Origin of the sequence: Geobacter metallireducens GS-15 (genome assembly GCF_000012925.1) — a bacterium.
Classification (GTDB): domain Bacteria; phylum Desulfobacterota; class Desulfuromonadia; order Geobacterales; family Geobacteraceae; genus Geobacter; species Geobacter metallireducens.
Map to the genome: position 1 here is coordinate 1,609,587 of NC_007517.1, position 18,950 is coordinate 1,628,536.

The window sequence follows — 18,950 nt, forward strand, 5'->3', positions numbered from 1 at the left end:
CCATGCTGCAGCGGGTACAGGAACAGATCAGAGTCGGGGCCGTCTTTGGCCCGGGGCCGTCCATCCACCCGGTCTGGTTCGACTGGCGGCAACAGAAACACGCCATAGAGAAGGTCACCTACCGCTGGCGGCACATTGCGGGCAATGCCCTCCTGCTTCACTTCGCCGTTACCGACGGCACTGCCCTCTATGAGCTGATCTACAACTCCCGGGAACAACTCTGGACCCTGGAAGCGGCCGATGCGGAGGTCGTGTGAGCGGCCGGGTCATCATGCACGTGGACATGAACGCCTTTTTCGCCAGCGTGGAGCAGCAGCACGACCCCGCGCTCAGGGGCAAGCCCATCGCCGTCATCGGCTCCGCAGCCCGCACCGTCATCACCACTGCCTCCTACGAGGCCCGGGCCTTTGGCGTCAAAACCGGCATGACCGTCTGGCAGGCACAACAGAAATGCCCCCAGATCATCCTCGTCACCGGAGACAACCGGAAATACACCTACACCTCCGCCCGGATCGTCGAGATGATGAAGCAGTTCACCCCGCTGGTGGAGGTCTTCTCCATCGACGAGGCCTTTCTCGACGTCACCGGCTCCCTCTCCCTGTATTCCAGCGCCGAGCGGATCGCCTTTCTCCTCAAGGCCGAGATCCGGCACCACTTCGGCCTTACCTGCTCCATCGGCATCGCCCCCAACAAGCTCCTCGCCAAGCTCGCCTCGGAGATGAAAAAGCCCGACGGCCTCACCGTCATCAAGCCCGACGACGTTGCCCCGGTCCTCGAAACCCTGCCGATCAAGGAACTCTGCGGTATCGGCGCCAAGATGGAGTGCCAGCTGAACCTCCTGGGGATCAGAACCTGCGGCGAGTTGGGCCGCTACCCGGTGGACCGGCTGATGCGCAAATTCGGGATAGTGGGCGAGAAGCTCCACCTCATGGGGCAGGGGATCGACGACTCCCCGGTAGTCCCCCACGAAGAGGCCGAGGAAGTCAAATCGGTGGGCCACTCGACGACGCTTGAGCACGACATCGAGGACCGGCGGGAGATCCTTAGGTGGCTCCTCCAACTCTCCGAGATGGTGGGGCGCCGGGCCCGCAGATATAACGTCTGGGGAAAGACCGTCACCCTCTCCATCCGCTACGCCGACTTCGACACCTGGGTAGGGAGGCAGGAAACGCTCCCCCACCACATCAACCAGAGCGATGACATCTACCGGGCCGCCGTCGCCATCCTCGATACTCTTGTCCTGGAGCAGCCGGTAAGGCTCCTGGGGGTAAGGCTCAGTAACCTCCGCTACGAGTCGAACCAACTGCCGCTCTTCGAGGAGGAGCGGAAGAAGGTGCTCCTGGCCGGGGCCATGGACCAGGTGAACGACAGGTTCGGCGACTTCGCCGTCACCTTTGGGAGCCTCCTGGACAAGGAGCGGCGCCAGGAGAAGGGCTCCCACGTCATCTCCCCCGCCTGGCGGCCGGAGGGGATCAGGAATGTGGATGTGAAGTGAACACCCGAACCTCAGACACTGGTAATCCCGATTATTTCTACGAGGCATGATAAAATAAAAGTATATTTCTTGATTTGTAGAGCCCATCACGGCCGACCTCTCTGAGGCATGATGCAGCAGAGGCCATGATGATTGGTCTCCGGGGGTTCATACACCTCGGCTGACTGGAGTCTCTCCCCAAAGAACTGCAACGCTGATAATCCATTATCACTGATCTCTCAAGGAGGATTTGCATGAAGGTCTATGCTGTAAATGGCAGCCCAAGGAAGAACTGGAACACCGCGATGTTGCTCGAACATGCGCTTTCAGGTGCTGCGTCGCAGGGGGCGGAAACGGAGCTTATCCATCTCTATGATCTCACTTTCAAGGGGTGTACGAGCTGTTTTGCCTGCAAATTGAAGGAGGGCAAGAGCTACGGCAAATGTGCCATGAAAGACGGACTCACGCCGGCCCTCGAAAAGCTCGCCACCGCTGATGCCTTCATCCTCGGCTCGCCCATCTATTTCGGAACCGTGACAGGAGAGATGCGTTCCTTCATGGAACGGCTCCTTTTCCAGTATCTGGCATACACCCGGCCACCGAGCTCACTCTTCACCAGAAATATTCCGACCGCGTTCATCTACACCATGAACGTCTCGGAAGAGATCATGAAGGAGAATCAGTACCCGATCCATATCGGGATGAACGAAAACTACCTGGCTCGGATTTTCGGTCAGGCGGAAACGCTCTGTTCCTATGAAACACTCCAGTTCGAGGATTACGACAAGGTGGTGTTCAACTACTTCGATCCCGAAGAGCGCCGGCAGCGGCGCAGGGACGTGTTCCCGGAAGATTGCAGAAAAGCTTCAGAGTTGGGCGCCCGATTGGCAAGATCAGCCAGAGGGTAAAACTGAAAACATAGATTGGAGACCACATGAAACAATCACTCGGTGCCAAGACGCTGCTGTTCCCTACACCGGTCCTGATGGTGGGGACATACGACCACGCAGGCAAACCAAATCTGATGAATGCTGCCTGGGGCGGCATCTGCTGCTCCGATCCGCCGTGCGTGACGGTATCCGTGCGCAAGTCCAGACACACCTATGACAGCATCGTCGAGCGCCAGGCATTCACGGTGGGGATTGCCAACGAAGCGACCATGGCGGAAGCGGACTACGTGGGCATCGCCTCCGGACGTGACGCTGACAAATTTGCCGTTGCCGGATTGACCCCTGTCAGAAGCGAACTGGTGGACGCTCCGTATGCGGAGGAGTTCCCGGTAGTTCTGGAGTGCCGCCTGCTCCATACGCTGGAGATAGGGATCCACACCCAGTTCATTGGCGAGATCATTGATGTGAAGGCAGACAAGAACATCTTGAGCGAGGACGGTCTTCCCGACATCCTCAAGATACAGCCACTGGTCTTTGATACCGCCCACAGGGGGTATCATGCTGTTGGGCCGTTGCTTGACAGGGCATACTCCGTGGGTAAGAAATTGTTATGATGAGCAACGTCTAGCGGATCCACGGAAAAAGGCCCACGGCAAGAAATGATTTTGGTCGCGCCCTGAAACTGAATGTCAAGCCCATGTCCCTCGCCGACGCGGCAAAGCTTTTATCGACTGGCCCTGTGAAGCCTCGTAGCCTGAAATGTGTGCAGGAGCACAATGACCAGATATCTTGCTGGAAAATCAGTGGTAGTGACCGGTTCGGGCAGCGGAATAGGGCGCGCGGTCGCGCTGGAGACACCTTCCTCGGCACCGCGCTTCCCTCCCTTGAAAAGAGCCTCTATCCGTTGGACCGCTCCAAGACGTCTTCACGTGGGATCGTTGCTCCGGGCTGGCTGATACCGAAATAGCTGCCGCGTGGTGCCTATCGCATGACGCCGCTCCATGACGTCATGTCCGCCTGGCCGATAGTGGCGAGGAAAGAACTCCACAGGAAGCAGATGAAAATGGCCATGTCCGTGGATGGCAGAAATAAGAACTATTACTGGGGCGAAATCCTGGAACGTCACTGGGTATCCGGCGGTAAACGAAATCGATAATCTGAATAAACTCTGGTACGTCAAACGAACGGCACTATTTTGGATATTTTAATGTACCTGACATAAACATGTAACGCGGAGGTGGTACGGTCATGACGTTTTAGAAATGCGTTCAGAATCGACTGATACGAGGATTTCATGACGTCACGTACCACAGCAATTTTCGGTGTTTTCGTTGCTATCTCGGCATCCGCCACATTGATGGTGGGGGATAGCCCTGTCCATGCCGCATCCTGGGGGCTCTGGAACGACCCCCACGGCGGTATTGTGAAATCCGTCCCCCGTCCCGCGCCTGCACCGCCACCTGTTGCTCCCCCCAAGGCAGAAGTTCCTCCCGTTCCCTCTCAAGACTCGGAAAAACATTCCGATACAGCCGCGTTAGCCGAGACTGCCCCGGCTACGTCATCGTCAGCCGAGACAAATCCCCAATCTTCCGCTGCAGACTCGATTCCTTCGGACAGTGCCGCCGTTCCGCCCGCTGTCACCGATGCGACTGGAACTGTTGCGTCCGACAACGAGCCCGGGTCTCCCGTTCTGATGGCCACCGAGCCTGCCGAAAAAGCCGTCGCTGCTGTAGCAACGGAGAATCCCGGTACTACTGAAAACCGGCAGCCTGTCGTTGCGGAATCGCCAGCGAAGACCGTGGCTGATGATACTACGATTCCGGTTCAGGAGCAGGGCGCCATTGGTACCAGTGTTGCCGATCAAGTGCCTGCGACTGGTGAGATGCCGGCGACTAAGGAAGTGCCTGCTCCCAATCCCGTGGTGCTTGCCGGGGTGGATCAGCCCACGTCGGTTCCCCCGCAGGCTGGCGATGCCTATGTCATCGGTGCCGGCGATGTTCTCGATATCGCGGTCTGGCGCGACGAGAGCCTGACCAAGACGGTGGTGGTGCTTCCCGACGGGACCATTTCGTTTCCCCTTATCGGTGTGGTCAAGGCGGGTGGGAAGACCGTGGAGCAACTCAAGGATGAGATCAGGACGCGCCTTTCGAGCTACTTTTCCGACCTGACCCTCTCCCTTGAGGTGCGGCAGGCCAACAGCATGATGATCTTTGTGGTGGGAAAGGTGAATTCTCCCGGGCGTCATCCGATCAGCTCGCCTGTGAACGTGTTACAGGCCCTGGCCATGGCGGGCGGGGTAAATCCCTTTGCCAAGAAGGATGACATCAAGATTTTCCGCCAGGACGAGGGGAAAACCGTCATCTTTTCCTTTGCCTACAGCGAGGTGTCCCGGGGTAACCGGCTGGAAGAGAATATTGTCCTGAGGCGCGGTGACCTGATCGTCGTCCCCTGATCCGATTTAATCGACGAGGCTTGCCATGTCTTTGCCATGCCGCAGACCGGTTTCGGCCGTGCAGGTGATCTCTGCCGCCGCAGCCCTGATCGGAACTGCCCTTACAATGCTTCCCGTTTCCGCCTTCGCTGACGACTTCCGTCTCCTGGGTGCGACGGCCCTGCAACAGGAGTATATCGACAATCTGTTCATGTCTCCCGACGATCGGAAGAGTTCATTTATCACCACTCTTTCGGGCGGATTCGAGGCAACGGAACGGACCGAGCGGCTCGATGCCGACCTGACGCTCAAGCTGGACCAGATCTTTTACACCGATGAGAACAGGCTCGGCAATTCGCTGAACCAGCTTTACCGGGGAGGTGCCCGCTACCGGCTCACGGAGCTTCTGACCCTGGGTGCGTCAGCGAAGTATGAGCTGAACAACCGCCCCGACCAGGACATCGAGCGGACAGGGCTCATCGTGGAGCCGGTCACCCGGCACCGGCAGGAATACGGGGCCACGGCCAATTACATCCTGAGCGAGACAATGTCCACGGCCCTTTCGTACTCGTATCTGCAGGATGACTTCAATGACCGCACCAACACGCAGAACAGCTCCCACGATCTCTCCGTGGTGCTGGAGCGGAATCTAAGCGCTTACCTGCCGGACCTGACCGGGAGCCTCATTTTCGGCTACGGCAACTACCAGACGCGGGAGGCCACGGACACAAAGGTTGAGCAGTACCTGGCCATGGCCGGGATCTCGTGGTCCTACACCGAGCTCTGGAAACTGTTTGCCAATCTGGGGGCCAGCTACACCACGTCGGAATTCGACACTCTTGCCGGCTCATCGCTTGTCCGTAACGGCGAGCACAGTTGGGGGGGGACGGGGAAGGCCGGGGTCAGCTACAGGGATGAGTACACTGCCGGGACCCTTGCCTTCAGCCAGGGAATCGTGCCGGCATCGGGGAGATCGGGCGCAAGCCGCCGCACCGGCCTGACCCTCGATCTGAGTCGGCGCTTCACGGAAGAATTGACCGGCTTCCTGTCGTCCGGGTTCTTTCTGAACCGCTCCGACAGGGGAGAGTTCTCGGCGGGCGAAATCGACGAGACCACCTTCAATGCGGGGATTGGCGCCCGGTACAACGTGAGCAGGGACTTCTCCCTGGAGGCGCGGTACGGCTATGCACGGATCGACTACGGGGTGTCCGGACAGACGGCGGAGCGCAACGGTGTGATGATGAGCCTGGTCTACCGGTATCCGTTTCTGGAGAAATAATTGAGAAAGTGCGAGGCGTAAGATGGAAGCAGAAATCAAATCGTTCGGCGATATCGTACGGATCGTAAAGCGGCGCAGGCTGAGCCTCATCGTTCCGGCTGCGGTCATATTTGCGATGACGCTCGTGGCCGCAGTGGTGTTGCCGCGCATCTACCGTTCCACCTCCACGATCCTCATCGAGGAGCAGGAGATTCCCCGCGATTTCGTCATGACCACCGTGACGAGCTACGCCGAGGAGCGTCTCCAGACCATCAACCAGCGGATCATGAGCTCCACGAAACTCCTGGAGATCATCAACCGCTTCAATCTCTACAGCGACCTGCGCAAGAGCAAGACCACCGAAGAGATCATCTCCCAGATGCGCGGGGACATCAAATTCCAGACCATCAGCGCCGATGTTGTGGATCGCCGCACCGGCAGGCCCACCGCCGCCACCATCGCCTTCTCCCTCTCTTACGATGGGAAGAGCCCGGCAACGGTCCAGCAGGTGTCGAACGTCCTGGCATCCCTCTACCTGGAGGAGAACCTCAGGGTTCGCGAGCAGCAGACCCTGGGAGCCACCCGGTTCATGGAAGAGGAAATGAAGGATGTTCAGGCAAAGCTCGTGGAGATCGAGAGAAAGATCGCCGATTACAAGCAGCGCAACGTGAGCGCGCTGCCCGAGCTTGCCCAGTTGAACATGCAGACACTTGACCGGAGCGACCGGGACGTGGACCAGTTCCATGACCAGCTGCGAATGCTGCGGGAGAAGGAAGGGTATCTGGAGGCCCAGCTTTCCAGTATCCCCACGGACGACGCCAACACCGACAAGGGGCGGCTGCGGGAATTGCGGGTGAAGCTTGTGGACCTCAAGACCCGCCTCTCCGATGCCCATCCCGACGTGATCAAGGCCCGCTCCGAGATTGCCGCCCTTGAAAGACAGCTCAAGGGGTCGGGACGCAATATGGAAAGCAAGCCCGACAATCCTGCCTACGTGACCCTCTCGGCCCAGCTGGCCAGCACCCGGTCCGAGATCGAATCGGTCAAGCGCCAGGTGCAGCTGGCCCAGGGCAAGCGCGACAGTTACCGCCGCCGCCTGGAGGCTTTCCCCCAGGTGGAGGAGGGGTACAAGGTGCTGCTCGTGGAGCGGAACAACCTTCAGCTCAAATATGACGATCTCTCCAAGAAGTTCATGGAAGCCAAAGTGGCCCATGGCCTCGAAAAGGAGCAGATGGGGGAACGCTTCACCCTCATCGACGCGGCCCGGCTCCCCGAGAAACCGGTGAGCCCCAATGTGCCGGCCATCCTCGTTATCGGCCTGATTCTCGGGCTGGGTGCCGGCATCGGCACCGCCGCCTTCAGGGAATACGGCGATCAGTCCGCCCACGGCATCGAAACCCTGGCACGGGCCACGGCCCTGCCGGTGCTCGCCGCGATCCCCGAGATCGTCACCCTGGAGGAAACCGACGTCCGCAAGCGGCGTTATCGGATGGCGGCAGCCGGGGTGGCCATGGTCATCATTGTGGCGATTCCGCTTATTCACTTCTTCGTCATGGATCTGGATATCATCGTGGCCAAGATGATGCGGCGGCTCTCCGTCTAGCAGGACGTTCCTGCTGAGACCTGACTGGAAAGGAGCAGAGTGACATGGCGGAAACATCGACAGCTCTTGAACGGATGAGAAAAAAGGTCCTGGAGTCGGCCCGTTCCGACAGCCAGGAAGCTGTTTCAACCGAAGCGCCCCGGCTCAAGGCGGCACTGCCGGCGCCCGAAACAGAGGCGGTTGTCTTCGAACCGGTGGAGCAGCGGGCCGAAACGGCGCCTAAACGGAAGCTGTCCACCTTGGGGCGGATGGGAAAGACTGCCTTTGGTCTGATCTCTTCCCGTCGGGAGAACGCGCTTCCTGCGACAGTAGATTCAGGGACTGCTGCAGATCTACAATACGAGGCAACGCAACCAATGGCTGAAGTGGACACATGTTGCGGAAATCTCGCCGTGCAGGCGCCTGAACCGGTGGTTTCACCGGACGAAGTTATAGACACTGCTGGAGTAAGTTGCCCCGAAGAGCCTTGCATCGATCACACGGATGATAAGCGCCAGCCCTCCGTCGTCAACAGGGAAAAGATCGGCTGGGTGTCGCCGGCCTATACCGTCTCGCGCTCCGTCCGCCTCGACCCGCAGCTGGTGGCGAGAAATAAATGTGTCGCCTTTTTGTCCGACGCCGACGAAGTCGAATCGTACCGCGTGCTCCGAACCCAGATTCTCCAGCGCAGCCGCGAGCGGGGCGGAAACACCATCATGATCACGAGCGCCCTTCCGGGCGAGGGGAAGACCCTCACCGCCATCAACCTGGCCCTCACCTTTGCCAAGGAGTTCCGTCAGACGGCTCTCCTGGTCGATTGCGACCTGCGCCGCCAGCGGATCCACGAACTGCTCGGCATCGGGGGCGAAAAGGGACTCAACGACTATCTGCTGGACGACTGCCCCATATCCGATCTCATGGTATGGCCCGGTGTGGAGAAGCTCACTCTCATATCCGGCGGCAGGACCATCACCGAAAGCAGCGAACTGCTCGGTTCACCCCGCATGAAGGAACTGGTGGAAGACATGAAGCACCGCTACCCGGAGCGGTACGTGATCTTCGACGTGCCGGCCGTCCTCAGCGGGGCTGACGCCCTGGCCTTCGCGCCGCTGGTGGATCACATTGTCGTCACCGTCAAGGCGGGCGAGACCCCCATGTCCGAAGTCACCCGGGCGATCAGGATGCTCCCCCGGGAGAAGGTGCTGGGGGTGGTGCTGAACCGCCGGCGCAGGGGCGACGCGTAGCAAAGACGTGGAACTCGCCGCAGGTCATGACGGGGGCACGATCCGGGCCATCAGGTTCGCGGTCGTTGCCCTCGTCCTGTTTCTGGCTGAATTCCTGGCCCCGGAGGCCGTCTTCGAGCCCCTCAACCGCACCACCGCCATCATGACGGCGGAACTCTTGGGGCTCATGGGGCGCCATGCCCAGGCAGCAGGCACCCTGGTACGGCTCGACGGCTTCTCTGCCCGGGTCGTGACGGAATGCTCCGTCATCAACCCCGCCATCCTTTTTGCCTCCTTCGTCCTTGGTTCCGGCGCCTCTCCCCGCGCTAAGGCTGCCGGCATCCTGGCCGGTATTCCCATCCTCAACTCAATCAATGTCCTTCGCATTGCCGCTGTCATTGCCACGGGCGCGGCGGTTCCAGCCCTCTTCGAGGCGGTTCACGTCTACGTCGGTCAGATACTCATGGTGGGCGTGGTGTTATTCGGGGCGATTCTCTGGAGCCGGTGGGCCTCCGCCGATGGGGTTGCAACCTTTCCGTTTGTTCCCGGGGTACTGGCGTGGTCGGTGGTTCTCTTCGTTCCGTGGCTCTTCATGAACCGTTGGTACGTTGCCGTGGGCGATATACCGCTCAGGTTTTTGTTTGAAATGGCCGGAAGGCCCGTGGAGCTTCCCGTCGAGCGTCCTCTCTACTACCAGACCTTCAACAGCGTCCTTTTCGCGTCACTGGTCCTGGCGACAGGCTCCATCCCGATCCGGCGAAAAGCCGTATTCCTTGCAGGGGGGCTGGCTCTGCTGGCCGTGGGGCATCAGCTCTTCCGCGTCTGTAACATCCTCTTGTCCGCTTTCGGCATCCGGGAGGCCTACCTTGCCTCCGTGGCCATTCATGAAATCCTCGGATATCTCCTGCCGTTTCTGCTGTGGTTCATCCTGTGCCATGGGGTATCAAGACCGTCTGCGCACCGCCAGGGCTCCGCCGAGAAAGACCGCCGAGAGGCCGATACCCCAAGGTGACATCGCCGGCACGAAATTCGAGTCCGGCAACCCCATTGACGAAAAAAGATCGAGCCGCGGGAAGACCCCGCCGGTGCGCTGGTCGGTCACCGGTTTTCCCGAGGAAATGAGACGGGAGATGAGCTGGTCCGGCGTTTCATTGGGGTATTGGGCCTTCAGTACCGCCACGGAACCCGCCACGTGGGGCGCCGCCTGGGACGTCCCGCCCATGGTCGAGCCGGCGGCAGTGATGAATGCCCCCGGCGCCAGCATGTTGAGGAACGTGGCGGTGTTCGACATGCAGGGGACCTTGTCGGCACCGCTGGTCGCGTCGGTGCAGGCGGTCCACTTGATCCCTCCCACGTTCGCGTCGTACACCGCACCCACCGACACCGCGGCCGGGGTGCAGGCGGGGCGTGAGATGCCGTCTGTATACCCTTCGTTCCCTGCCGAGATGACTGTCACGATTCCCGCGCTCTTGGCGTTATTGATGGGGGTCACGTAGGGATTGGTCCCCCTGTTGCTGCATGCTGCGGTGTTGCGGCTACCATCCCCCAGGCTCATGTTGATGGCCACAATATTGTACGTTGCCCGGTTTGAAATGGCCCAGTTGATTCCTGCGATAACCAGGGCATCGGAAGAGGTGCCGTCGGGATTGAACACGTCGAGAACGGCTAGTTTCGCACCGGGAGCGACACCGGCGACAATACCGGCCACGTTGGTGCCGTGGCCCAGGTCGTCCAGGGCGTTGTCGTTGGTGGCAATATCCACCGATGCCGCCACCTTGCAGTCGGCCGGAACCCCCGGCGCGGTGCAGGAGCCGAAGGCCGGCAGCGTATAGTTTATCCCGCTGTCGATTATCGCCACGGTTGTGCCGCTGCCGGTTTTCCCGATGGCGGCGAGTGGGGGCTGGCCGATGAGGGGGAGGCTCTCGGCGAGATGGGGCCGGAGGACGCGGTTTTCGTACACAGCCTGGATGCCGGGAGCCGTCAGGAGACGGTCAAGGGCCTTTGTGGATCGAATTCTGGCGAAGAGCATCGGCAGGTGGGAGTAATCTGTTACCACCTCTCCCCCCTCGGCCCTGAGTGCGCCGATAACGTGGGATTTGGCAATGGCACCCTCATCGAGCAGGATCAGCATCTCCTGGGGAGCGCCGGACGAAAGCCGTTGCCGCATGCCCGGTGGTTCAACGGGCGCAGCGGCAGCGACTGACGCGGGGCTTTGACTGAAAAGGGCGGCAAGGAATGTGGCGGCGAGGATTTTCCGGATGACGGGAAGACGATGTGCGGGCATGACAGTCTCCATTTGGCGGGAGGATTGATTCATGCTTAAGAATGGCAGATGAAGTTCTCTTCGGTGTTACGACGGGGCCGAAAGTGTGTGAATGTGCGTGGATTTTGGGTGGGAGCGGCCCCTGTGACAGGGGCCGCCATGGAGGTCAAGACTGGCGCTTGCGCCGGATGCCGGCGAGGCCCGCAAGTCCCGAGCCCATGAGGAAGAGGGCAGGGGGGACGGGGACGGTGGTGGCGTTGGCGGGTGTTATGACCGTAACGATCCCTGGGCCGCTTGGGGCGACCTCGGTGATAATAGGGGGGAGTGGTTGTTGGGTGAAGAATGCGCTCATGCTTCGTATGCTGCTTGAACCTATCGTCGCCATGCGGCTTCCGCCGGCGCCGAAGGTGTCCGATGTGTCGAAGAAGAATCCCTGGGAGTAGGAGAGTTGGGTGAAGGTAAAGTCCATGGGTTCCACGACGGTCACGATGCCGGTTTTTTCAGCTGGAGCAATGACGGTGATGATCCCCTTGTCCTTTCTATCTTCAATCGGATTGATGACAGTGAGAATGGCGTTGCCACCGCTCAGGCTCTGGTTCAGGCCGGGAAGCTTAACATCAGCGCTTGAGGAGAAATCGGTGTATGCCGCCAGGGCATTGCCGGCAAGTCCGAGCAGGAGGGCCGCGGCGATTGTGGCGGTGATTGTTTTCATTGGTTCCTCCATGATCCGGAATGGAAAAAGAGGGGCCTCGGTCGAGGCCCCTCGAAGATACACCGCAGGTGGGCGGGGTTAGGGAAGCTGCGGGTTGATGGCACCGAGAAGATAAGGATACTCGGCTTCAGAGCCCTTGAAGAACTTCATCTCGTCCTTGGTGGCCCAGTACTTGGCCTTGGTGGCGGGGACGTTGGCCGGGCTGGAGGCGTAAGCTACCAGAGCGTCGACTACCGGGCGCTGTGCAAGGGAGGTGCGGGCAGCGTCCTCATAGACCCACTGGGTGGTCCAGAAATCGTAGACGCCGTTGCGGATGCTGTAGCGGGTACCGAAGTGGCCGTTGTACTTGACAGCCTTCACGTTCTGGCTGGTGCCGGCCGCACCAACGGTCTGGTCGGCGTCTGCATAGCCTATGGCGCCGATTGCGGAGCCGGAGGGGGTTGCGGTGCTGTTACCGTTTACGCACTTGATGAGGTCGGTGGAGCCTTCGTTGAACCAGACGGCGCCGGGGTTCTCGAAGCTGGCGAGGCCACTACCCCAACCATTGCCGCGGACCACCGAGAAGTCGAGGGCTGCTGCTGTGCCGGATCCGGCGTGGCGGAGGCACGCAACAACCGGTTGAGCCGTGAAGTAGCCGCCGAAGTCGGACCAGTCGGCTATCGTGCCAGAGAATATGGATACCGCCTGGAGGCGGGTAATGTTGTCGATTGTGCTGGCAGCACCGCAGGATCCGGCTGTACCGCCGCAGTCGGCGTCGCTGGCGCAGTATTCCCCGGACATGGCCCCGGCAGCGGTGGTGCACTTCTTGGCAGTTACGGCATTGTTCACAAAGAAGCCGAAGGGGACAACGAGGGGATTGTAAGAAGTGAGGCCGGAAGCATTCTCGCCGGTCAGGACGTTATCAACAAGACCGCCGCCAAGGGGGCCGAACTTCTGGCCATGGCTCTCCTGAACAAAAGCCTCGCCGGATACGTCGGACGCCCCGAGGGTAATGGTCTGGCAGGTAAGGGTGTTGGGAGCGGTGACCGAGTCGGCCATTTTACGCTGGTAGGCGTTGGGGCAGCCGTCGGGGTTGGTGGTCCCCTTCAGGGAGCGGACCGACTCATAGGAGGCCTTGGAGGAGTAACGAATGATTACGTCGTTGCCGCCGAAACCGGAACAGGCCTTACCGGAAGTAATGCCGTGCTTTTTGCTGCTGTCTTCTGCCTTGGTGATGGAGGTGCATCCTTTGGCGGTGAGGAAATTGGAGGCTGCTGTGTTCCAGAAGAGGTATTGGGCGGAGGCACCGTAGATGTTGATATCGACGGTGGCGGCCTGGGCAATGGCGGCGGAGGAAAGGACCGCCGCTGCAGCGACCATGGTCTTGAGGGTTTTCTTCTTCATTGCATTAGTCTCCTTATGTATTGGTTATCCCCCCGGGTGACCGGGGGGATTGATGCTGTGCTTACTGCTTCTTGCGGCGGATACCGACGAGTCCGAGGAGGCCTGAGCCCATGAGGAAAAGTGCAGGAGGGACTGGAACGTTCGACGCTACCTGGGTACCGCCAGTGGAAAGGGTCTTTATGGTGACCTGTTTGGCGCCGGCAGCACCGGAGGTAAGGCTCGGGTTGTCCCAGAAGAAAAGGTTCTGCTTCGCTTCACCGCCCGTGGCAAGGGCGGCAAGGTTCATTTCGCCGTTAGCGACGGTGTACGTGGTGTTGAACTTGCCTACCCTGGTGCCGTTGCCGTCAAGTTTGTTCCAGTAGGAAGATGGGTTGGCCATTGCAAGCGTTACAGTTGAAGTGGCAGATGGTGCATAAATTCCGAGAGTATTAGATATCATTGAACTGGTAGTGCCCCACTGAGTAGTGGCAATGCTCTGTGTGTCGGTCTTGCTGGAGAGCCAGAGGTCCTTGTTGGCGACGTTCACGGCATAGTATGCAACGTTGAGGTTGGACAGCGCCGAGGTGGCCAGTGCGCCCCCGAGGTAGGAGTCGGCACCGGCGCCAAGAGTTACTGGACCATTCTTAGCGGCTGCGATGATGTCTTGAACTTTGCCGAGGTCGGTGGCAACTTCCGTCATCACGGTTTTATCGTACACTACCCGAACAAGGTGATCCTGCTCAAAGTACGCCATGGCATTCCCGGCCATTGCTGCAGTCATCAGTGCGCCCGCGAGAAGGGCAATCATCTTCTTTTTCATTTTCTTGATCCTCCTGAGTTCGATAATGTTTGGGTGTGTCCTGCGTGTTGGTGCTGCTTCGACGTCCTGTCAGTTCCATTACCGCCCCAGGCAACCCGGCCATCCATCGGCCGGATTCGCCTTCTGACGTATACCGGCGTTGGCTCGTGCGGGGCTCCTCAACGTACCTTCAGGTACGCCTCCGTCGCCTCCTCCTCGCCGCCTTGGTCTCCGTCAAAAATCGAATCCGTCTCGTGGACCCGTAGGCTTTCCGTCACACGGTTACCCGTGTTTTGGCCTTTACTGGTGCATCGTCGAAGGCGCGGGGCCTTCGTGTAATACCGTCCGGTATACGGTCTTTTCCTTTCAACACCTCCTTTCATGAGTTTGGGCCGGGCAGACGGCAACAAAAAAGCCCGCATCAGGCGCCATGGGCGCTCGTGATGCGGGCTTTCCGTTTCCTGTCCGGCAGGTCGGCAAAGTACCCGGCGTTATTGGGTTAATCGTGTAATGCGTTTACGCTATTGAAGCGGTTTTTCCAGGTTCCCGGTCCCTAGTCCCCGGCCCTGTTGAAGCTGATTTCCTCGAACTTCTCGATTCGGCCGATACCCCCCTGGCTGAAATTTACCTTGATGTAGCCGGTGAATTCATTGCTGGAGAGGTCATTGAGCATATCAACCAGCCGCTGGTATTTCTCGGACCGGCTGAGCCTCAGGATTTTTCCGTTCTGCCGTTCCACGTTCAATGTCGTCTCCGCTCTTCCCTTGCAATGCCTCTCGGTTTTGGCCTTTGCCATGTGACGCGCTCCAGCTTAGCAGCGGTTTATTACAGGCAAACGAAAGATTCATGACAATTAGTTTAAATATTTTTATGGACGTCCCGGTTCCGTTTCGACCCGGCCAGATGGAACGAAGCGGGACTCTAGCAGCGGATTGTTGCGAGTCAATGACAGTTCTTTGAAATTTTGATGAATTGCGCCGGAAAAGAGAGGGCGAAAATCCCTGTTGCGGCAATAATCAATAATTTCAAATCATTAGACTGATTTCACGATTTGGCCGGCAAGATAAAGCCGGTTTTAAGAAAAAATCATCATGTCCGAAGCGAATCTGTAACAAACAGCTGATAGGGTGCGTCGGTCCGTGAGGGTGCCGATGGATGAGCTGAAAGGCGAGGTAGTCATATGTATAGATATGCACGTAAGTATGCTTTTACTGTCGTTGCCGTGGGTCTGGTCGCAGGTTGCGCCGCTCCGGAGAGGGGCGGATTGATCAAGGCCGGCGACCCGGTGCGGGTTACTTATACCTGCTTCGACGGTACCGGTGCCCTGGCGGCAACCAATGTCCGGGAAGCGGCGGGAAACAACGGAGTCAAAAAGGGGCCGCTTTTTCTTCCTTCCCGTGATTATTCACCCCTGCAACTCACGGCAGGAACCAGGCCCGAGGCGAAGGACAGGGGTGTTGACGACGAACTGGCAGCCGGCCTGGCCGGGGCGGTGGTGGGCAAGGGAGTCGGCGAGGTGGCAAGCGTTGAACTGGCCGGCGGCCCCCTGGAAGGACTGTCCGGCGGAGACCGTTACCTGAAGATGGCCACGGTCCGCAAAAGAGCCAAGGAGCTGCGGCTGGGGAGGGAGGAATATCTCACCAGGACCGGCCGCGAGCCGGAGAAAGGGCGCAGGTTCGTGCTCGATCCGGCCCTGCCGGGGATAGTCGAAGAGGTTACCGACAAAGAGGTGGTCATCCGTTTCCCCCTCCCCGACGGGGGCGTGGTGCAGACCCCCTTCGGACCGGGCACTGTGCGGGACGGGGGCGACCAGTGGGAGATCGTCATCGATGCCGCCGTGGGGCGGATCGTGCGAAGCGGCCCATTGGCGGGAAGGATCAGCGACGTGAACGAGCGGTTCTTTACCATCGACTACGGCTATCCCTTTGGCGGTGAGTCGCTGCGGTGCGACGTGAAGGCGGAGAGGTCGGAGCAGGTGGGGAAACGCTGAGAGACAAGGGAGCGGCCACGATGAACAGAACAGCCACGTCAAAAATAGTTGCCATGATGCTTGTTGTCGCGGTGGCCATCCCGGCCCTGGCGGCTGAACCACGGAATGGGGAGTCGGCCGGGGCCGATGCGGTCCTGACAAAAGCCATCGAGGATGCGCTCGGCAATGGCACGGGCTCCGTCACTGTTGACCTGCCGCAGGCTGAAGGGAAGGCAAAAGCCGGCGATCTCGTGACGCTCCGCTATACCATGACCACGGCCGACGGTGCCCTGGTGGCAACCACCGAGGAGTCGGTGGCCGCTGACAAGGGGCGCCCGCGCTCCGTGGCATTCACGGCCCGAAGCCGCTACCGCCCCGAAGAGATCGTTGCCGGCGGCGAAGGGAATCTTCCGGGGGTGGCAGAGGCGGTCATCGGCATGGCACCGGGGGAAAAGAAGCATCTGTCTCTCTCCGCCGACAAGGCGTTCGGTGCCCGTGACCCCCAGCGGGTCGTCACCATGGCGACGGTGAAGAGTCTCCCCCGGACAGTCGCCATTCCGGCGGCTGACTACGTGAAGAATTTCGGTGCCTTGCCGGTGGTGGGAAAGGAACTTCCGGTGGTTCCCTATTTTCCGGCCAGGGTCATCGAGGTGACCGAGCAGCAGGCAAAGCTGCAACTCCTCGCCAGGGACGGCGAGCGGTTCACCGAAAGCTTCGGCGCCGTGGAGACGAAGGTGGATGGGGAGTCGGTGAAGATCCGTCTGGTCCCCACCATCGGCGCTCCCTTTGAGTTCCGTGGGGCACGGGGGACCATCACCGCAGCCGGCGAGGAAAACTTCACGGTGGATTTCAACCATCCCCTGGCCGACCGGAGTGTGGTGCTCGATCTTGAAGTGGTTTCGCTGACCAAAGGGGAGAAGCTCGCGGCCATATCCGTTCCGTGGCTCGAAAATCACGATCAGGGGCTTGAGAAGGCGAAACAAGAAGAGAAGCCCGCAGTGCTGGTCCTCTACGCCGACTGGTGCCAGTGGTGCAAGAAGCTCTTTGGCGAAACCGCGGAGGATCCGCGGATAAAGGCGGTTTCCGACCGTTTTGTCTGGATACGGGTGAACTCGGACAAGGAGAAGGCATACAAGGAACAATACGGCCAGGACGGCTATCCGCTGATCGTACTCCTCGACCGGCAGGGAAAGGTGGCGAAGAAGCTGGACGGCTTCCGCGATGCCGCCGGCCTGCGGGAAGAGCTGAATGCGCTGCTGTAGTTCACAGACTCCTCCATTCAATTCAATGATCTGAAAGGCTTACCGACCATGACCACTATATTTCCGCCGATACCCGACCGGTTGCGGCCCCTGCTTCGTATTGCCTTCATGTGTGGGATCCTCGCCACTCTGCCGATTCTCTGCGATGTGTATGCCGCCGACGAGCCCCCTGCCGCCCGGGACGAAGCACGCCCGGAAGAGGCCGCGGAGCCGGCGGCAACCTCCGCTCCCGCCCCCGCGGAACAGCCGGTAACTTTTGCGATTACCACCATACTGGTGGAGAGGAATACCCTTTTCGCTTCGGACAGATTGCAGGAGGTGATGGCCCCCTTCGTGGGTGACGGCAAGACCGCCGATGACGTGGAAAAGGCCCGGGAAGCGCTGGAGAAATTCCACCACGATCAGGGCTATCCGACGGTGATCGTGAACATCCCCGAGCAGTCGGTGGAGGAAGGGATTATCCGGCTACAGGTGGTCGAGCAGCGGATCAATACGGTTACTGTCACGGGTAACCGTTATTTTTCACGGGAAATGATCCTAGGAAAATTCCCCTCGCTCCAACCCGGCGGGATCCCCCATGTTCCGACCCTCCAGGCCGAGTTCACCAAGGCGGGACGGAATCCGGACCTCAAGATCACGCCGGCCATGGCGCCTTCCAGGGAAGTGGGGTATGTGGACGTGGAGCTGAAGATAGAGGAGAAGCTTCCCCTGCACGGCAGCCTGGAGCTGAACAACCGGTCGAGCCACGACACCTCCGCCCTGCGGCTCAATGGAGCCATCCGCTACGACAACCTCTGGCAGCGGGAGCACTCCGTCGGGCTCCAGTACCAGACCGCACCCGAGAAAACACGGGAGGTCCAGATCCTCTCCGGCTCCTACGTCCTTCCCGATCCGTGGCATGACGACCGGCGGATCGTCTTCTACGGCGTCTGGTCCGATACCAATACCTTTGCGTCCCTTGGGGATATGCAGGTTCTCGGTAAGGGAATCATCGTGGGTGGGCGGTACCTGATTCCGCTTGCAGGCAAGGGCCTTTACAACCACAGCGCCACCCTGGGCATCGACTACAAGAGGTTTGACGAGAGTGCCGGGTTCAAAACTCGCGTAAGTTACCTGCCGCTGTCAACGGCCTACGATGCGTCGCTTCAGGATTCCACCGGGTACACCCTCTTCAACGCCGGTCTCAATTTTGCTTTCCGGGGCGCGGTGACGGACCAGTCGGAAATGGCCGTCAAGCGCTCCGAAGCCAAGGGTAACTATCTGGCCGCCATCCTTGGGCTGGAACGGCAGCAGAAGCTTCCCCTCGGCATGGGGCTCCGCGCGCGGATTGACGGACAGCTCTCCAGCGAACCGCTTATCCCCAACGAGCAGTTCGTGGCCGGCGGCATGGACAGCGTGCGGGGGTACAAGGAGAGCGAGGCCCTGGGCGATAACGGCTTCCATGGCACCGTTGAGCTTCGGGTGCCTGACATTACTCTGGGAAGCGCCATGAGCATGACCCCCTACGTTTTTTACGACATGGCAGCCGTCGAGCTGAAAAAGCCCCTTCCCGGCGAGAACCGCAGCCAGACCCTCCAGGGCACCGGGGCCGGCGTGCGGGGGATGCTGTTCAAGTTCCTCGAATACCAGGTCGATTTCGCAGTTGCCCTCTCCGATTCGGACCGGATCAAGGAAGGGGACCAGCGGGTGCATTTCAGGGTCAGCTGCGCGTTCTAGCAACGGGAG

The 18,950-nt window shown here is 59.9% G+C and carries 17 protein-coding genes and 1 riboswitch; of the genes, 12 read left to right on the top strand and 5 right to left on the bottom strand.

Annotation, left to right across the window (positions count from 1 at the left end):
- Positions 1-2: 2 nt before the first annotated feature.
- The 9 genes from GMET_RS07255 (at position 3) to xrtH (ending at position 9,870) form a co-directional block, all read left to right on the top strand.
- Positions 3-257, top strand: coding sequence for a hypothetical protein (locus GMET_RS07255; RefSeq protein WP_004511629.1), 255 nt, complete (start codon positions 3-5; stop codon positions 255-257).
- Complete coding sequence (gene dinB / locus GMET_RS07260; protein WP_004511628.1) at positions 254-1,495, top strand: DNA polymerase IV; 1,242 nt, start codon at positions 254-256, stop codon at positions 1,493-1,495. Before GMET_RS07255 ends, dinB begins: the two co-directional genes overlap by 4 nt.
- 233 nt (positions 1,496-1,728) lie before the next feature.
- Positions 1,729-2,382 carry a flavodoxin family protein gene (locus tag GMET_RS07265; protein ID WP_004511627.1) on the top strand — a complete coding sequence of 218 codons (654 nt, stop codon included), beginning with the start codon at positions 1,729-1,731 and terminating at the stop codon, positions 2,380-2,382.
- Positions 2,383-2,408: 26 nt separating this feature from the next.
- Positions 2,409-2,978, top strand: coding sequence for a flavin reductase family protein (locus GMET_RS07270; RefSeq protein ID WP_004511626.1), 570 nt, complete (start codon positions 2,409-2,411; stop codon positions 2,976-2,978).
- Positions 2,979-4,057: 1,079 nt separating this feature from the next.
- Positions 4,058-4,816, top strand: coding sequence for a polysaccharide biosynthesis/export family protein (locus GMET_RS07275; RefSeq protein WP_238378989.1), 759 nt, complete (start codon positions 4,058-4,060; stop codon positions 4,814-4,816).
- A gap of 25 nt (positions 4,817-4,841) precedes the next feature.
- Complete coding sequence (locus GMET_RS07280) at positions 4,842-6,074, top strand: outer membrane beta-barrel protein (protein ID WP_004511624.1); 1,233 nt, start codon at positions 4,842-4,844, stop codon at positions 6,072-6,074.
- A 22-nt stretch (positions 6,075-6,096) separates the two neighbouring features.
- Positions 6,097-7,656, top strand: coding sequence for a GumC family protein (locus GMET_RS07285; protein ID WP_004511623.1), 1,560 nt, complete (start codon positions 6,097-6,099; stop codon positions 7,654-7,656).
- Positions 7,657-7,700: 44 nt separating this feature from the next.
- Positions 7,701-8,879, top strand: a complete 1,179-nt coding sequence (locus GMET_RS07290) for an AAA family ATPase (protein ID WP_004511622.1) — start codon at positions 7,701-7,703, stop codon at positions 8,877-8,879.
- A gap of 7 nt (positions 8,880-8,886) precedes the next feature.
- The gene (gene xrtH / locus GMET_RS07295; RefSeq protein ID WP_004511621.1) at positions 8,887-9,870 is read left to right on the top strand and encodes an exosortase H; all 984 of its coding nucleotides are present in this window, start codon (positions 8,887-8,889) and stop codon (positions 9,868-9,870) included.
- On the opposite strand, the gene GMET_RS07300 is transcribed toward xrtH, so the two are convergent.
- The 5 genes from GMET_RS07300 to GMET_RS07320 all read right to left on the bottom strand — a co-directional run bounded on the left by GMET_RS07300 (position 9,802) and on the right by GMET_RS07320 (position 14,790).
- Positions 9,802-11,142: an IPTL-CTERM sorting domain-containing protein gene (locus GMET_RS07300; protein WP_004511620.1), complete on the bottom strand. Its 1,341-nt coding sequence runs from the start codon at positions 11,140-11,142 to the stop codon at positions 9,802-9,804. The two genes, xrtH and GMET_RS07300, sit on opposite strands and share 69 nt — an antisense overlap.
- 145 nt (positions 11,143-11,287) lie before the next feature.
- Positions 11,288-11,833, bottom strand: coding sequence for a PEP-CTERM sorting domain-containing protein (locus tag GMET_RS07305; protein WP_004511619.1), 546 nt, complete (start codon positions 11,831-11,833; stop codon positions 11,288-11,290).
- A gap of 78 nt (positions 11,834-11,911) precedes the next feature.
- Positions 11,912-13,216 (bottom strand): hypothetical protein, encoded by a 1,305-nt coding sequence (locus GMET_RS07310; protein ID WP_004511618.1) that lies wholly within the window; start codon positions 13,214-13,216, stop codon positions 11,912-11,914.
- A 61-nt stretch (positions 13,217-13,277) separates the two neighbouring features.
- Positions 13,278-14,015, bottom strand: coding sequence for a PEP-CTERM sorting domain-containing protein (locus GMET_RS07315; RefSeq protein ID WP_004511617.1), 738 nt, complete (start codon positions 14,013-14,015; stop codon positions 13,278-13,280).
- A gap of 86 nt (positions 14,016-14,101) precedes the next feature.
- Positions 14,102-14,302, bottom strand: a riboswitch (cyclic di-GMP riboswitch).
- Positions 14,303-14,547: 245 nt separating this feature from the next.
- Positions 14,548-14,790 carry a hypothetical protein gene (locus GMET_RS07320; protein WP_004511616.1) on the bottom strand — a complete coding sequence of 81 codons (243 nt, stop codon included), beginning with the start codon at positions 14,788-14,790 and terminating at the stop codon, positions 14,548-14,550.
- Positions 14,791-15,174: 384 nt separating this feature from the next.
- Between GMET_RS07320 and GMET_RS07325 the strand changes: the two genes are divergently transcribed.
- The 3 genes from GMET_RS07325 to GMET_RS07335 are packed head-to-tail and all read left to right on the top strand — an operon-like array spanning position 15,175 to position 18,941.
- Entirely contained in the window at positions 15,175-15,984 is an 810-nt protein-coding gene (locus GMET_RS07325; protein ID WP_004511615.1) for a hypothetical protein, read from the top strand.
- A gap of 20 nt (positions 15,985-16,004) precedes the next feature.
- Positions 16,005-17,225, top strand: a complete 1,221-nt coding sequence (locus GMET_RS07330) for a thioredoxin family protein (protein ID WP_004511614.1) — start codon at positions 16,005-16,007, stop codon at positions 17,223-17,225.
- A gap of 48 nt (positions 17,226-17,273) precedes the next feature.
- A complete protein-coding gene (locus GMET_RS07335; RefSeq protein ID WP_004511613.1) occupies positions 17,274-18,941 on the top strand; it encodes a ShlB/FhaC/HecB family hemolysin secretion/activation protein in 1,668 nt (555 codons plus the stop codon).
- The last annotated feature ends 9 nt before the right edge of the window (positions 18,942-18,950 follow it).

What these genes read in the sequence shown, in the direction of transcription:
- GMET_RS07305 (WP_004511619.1), bottom strand. Translation starts at nt 11,833, where the DNA reads ATGAAAACAATCACCGCCACAATCGCCGCGGCCCTCCTGCTCGGACTT.
- GMET_RS07265 (WP_004511627.1), top strand. Translation starts at nt 1,729, where the DNA reads ATGAAGGTCTATGCTGTAAATGGCAGCCCAAGGAAGAACTGGAACACC.
- GMET_RS07310 (WP_004511618.1), bottom strand. Translation starts at nt 13,216, where the DNA reads ATGAAGAAGAAAACCCTCAAGACCATGGTCGCTGCAGCGGCGGTCCTT.
- GMET_RS07275 (WP_238378989.1), top strand. Translation starts at nt 4,058, where the DNA reads ATGGCCACCGAGCCTGCCGAAAAAGCCGTCGCTGCTGTAGCAACGGAG.
- GMET_RS07285 (WP_004511623.1), top strand. Translation starts at nt 6,097, where the DNA reads ATGGAAGCAGAAATCAAATCGTTCGGCGATATCGTACGGATCGTAAAG.
- GMET_RS07325 (WP_004511615.1), top strand. Translation starts at nt 15,175, where the DNA reads ATGTATAGATATGCACGTAAGTATGCTTTTACTGTCGTTGCCGTGGGT.
- GMET_RS07320 (WP_004511616.1), bottom strand. Translation starts at nt 14,790, where the DNA reads ATGGCAAAGGCCAAAACCGAGAGGCATTGCAAGGGAAGAGCGGAGACG.
- GMET_RS07335 (WP_004511613.1), top strand. Translation starts at nt 17,274, where the DNA reads ATGACCACTATATTTCCGCCGATACCCGACCGGTTGCGGCCCCTGCTT.
- GMET_RS07300 (WP_004511620.1), bottom strand. Translation starts at nt 11,142, where the DNA reads ATGCCCGCACATCGTCTTCCCGTCATCCGGAAAATCCTCGCCGCCACA.
- GMET_RS07255 (WP_004511629.1), top strand. Translation starts at nt 3, where the DNA reads ATGCTGCAGCGGGTACAGGAACAGATCAGAGTCGGGGCCGTCTTTGGC.
- GMET_RS07330 (WP_004511614.1), top strand. Translation starts at nt 16,005, where the DNA reads ATGAACAGAACAGCCACGTCAAAAATAGTTGCCATGATGCTTGTTGTC.
- GMET_RS07270 (WP_004511626.1), top strand. Translation starts at nt 2,409, where the DNA reads ATGAAACAATCACTCGGTGCCAAGACGCTGCTGTTCCCTACACCGGTC.
- GMET_RS07315 (WP_004511617.1), bottom strand. Translation starts at nt 14,015, where the DNA reads ATGAAAAAGAAGATGATTGCCCTTCTCGCGGGCGCACTGATGACTGCA.
- GMET_RS07290 (WP_004511622.1), top strand. Translation starts at nt 7,701, where the DNA reads ATGGCGGAAACATCGACAGCTCTTGAACGGATGAGAAAAAAGGTCCTG.
- GMET_RS07280 (WP_004511624.1), top strand. Translation starts at nt 4,842, where the DNA reads ATGTCTTTGCCATGCCGCAGACCGGTTTCGGCCGTGCAGGTGATCTCT.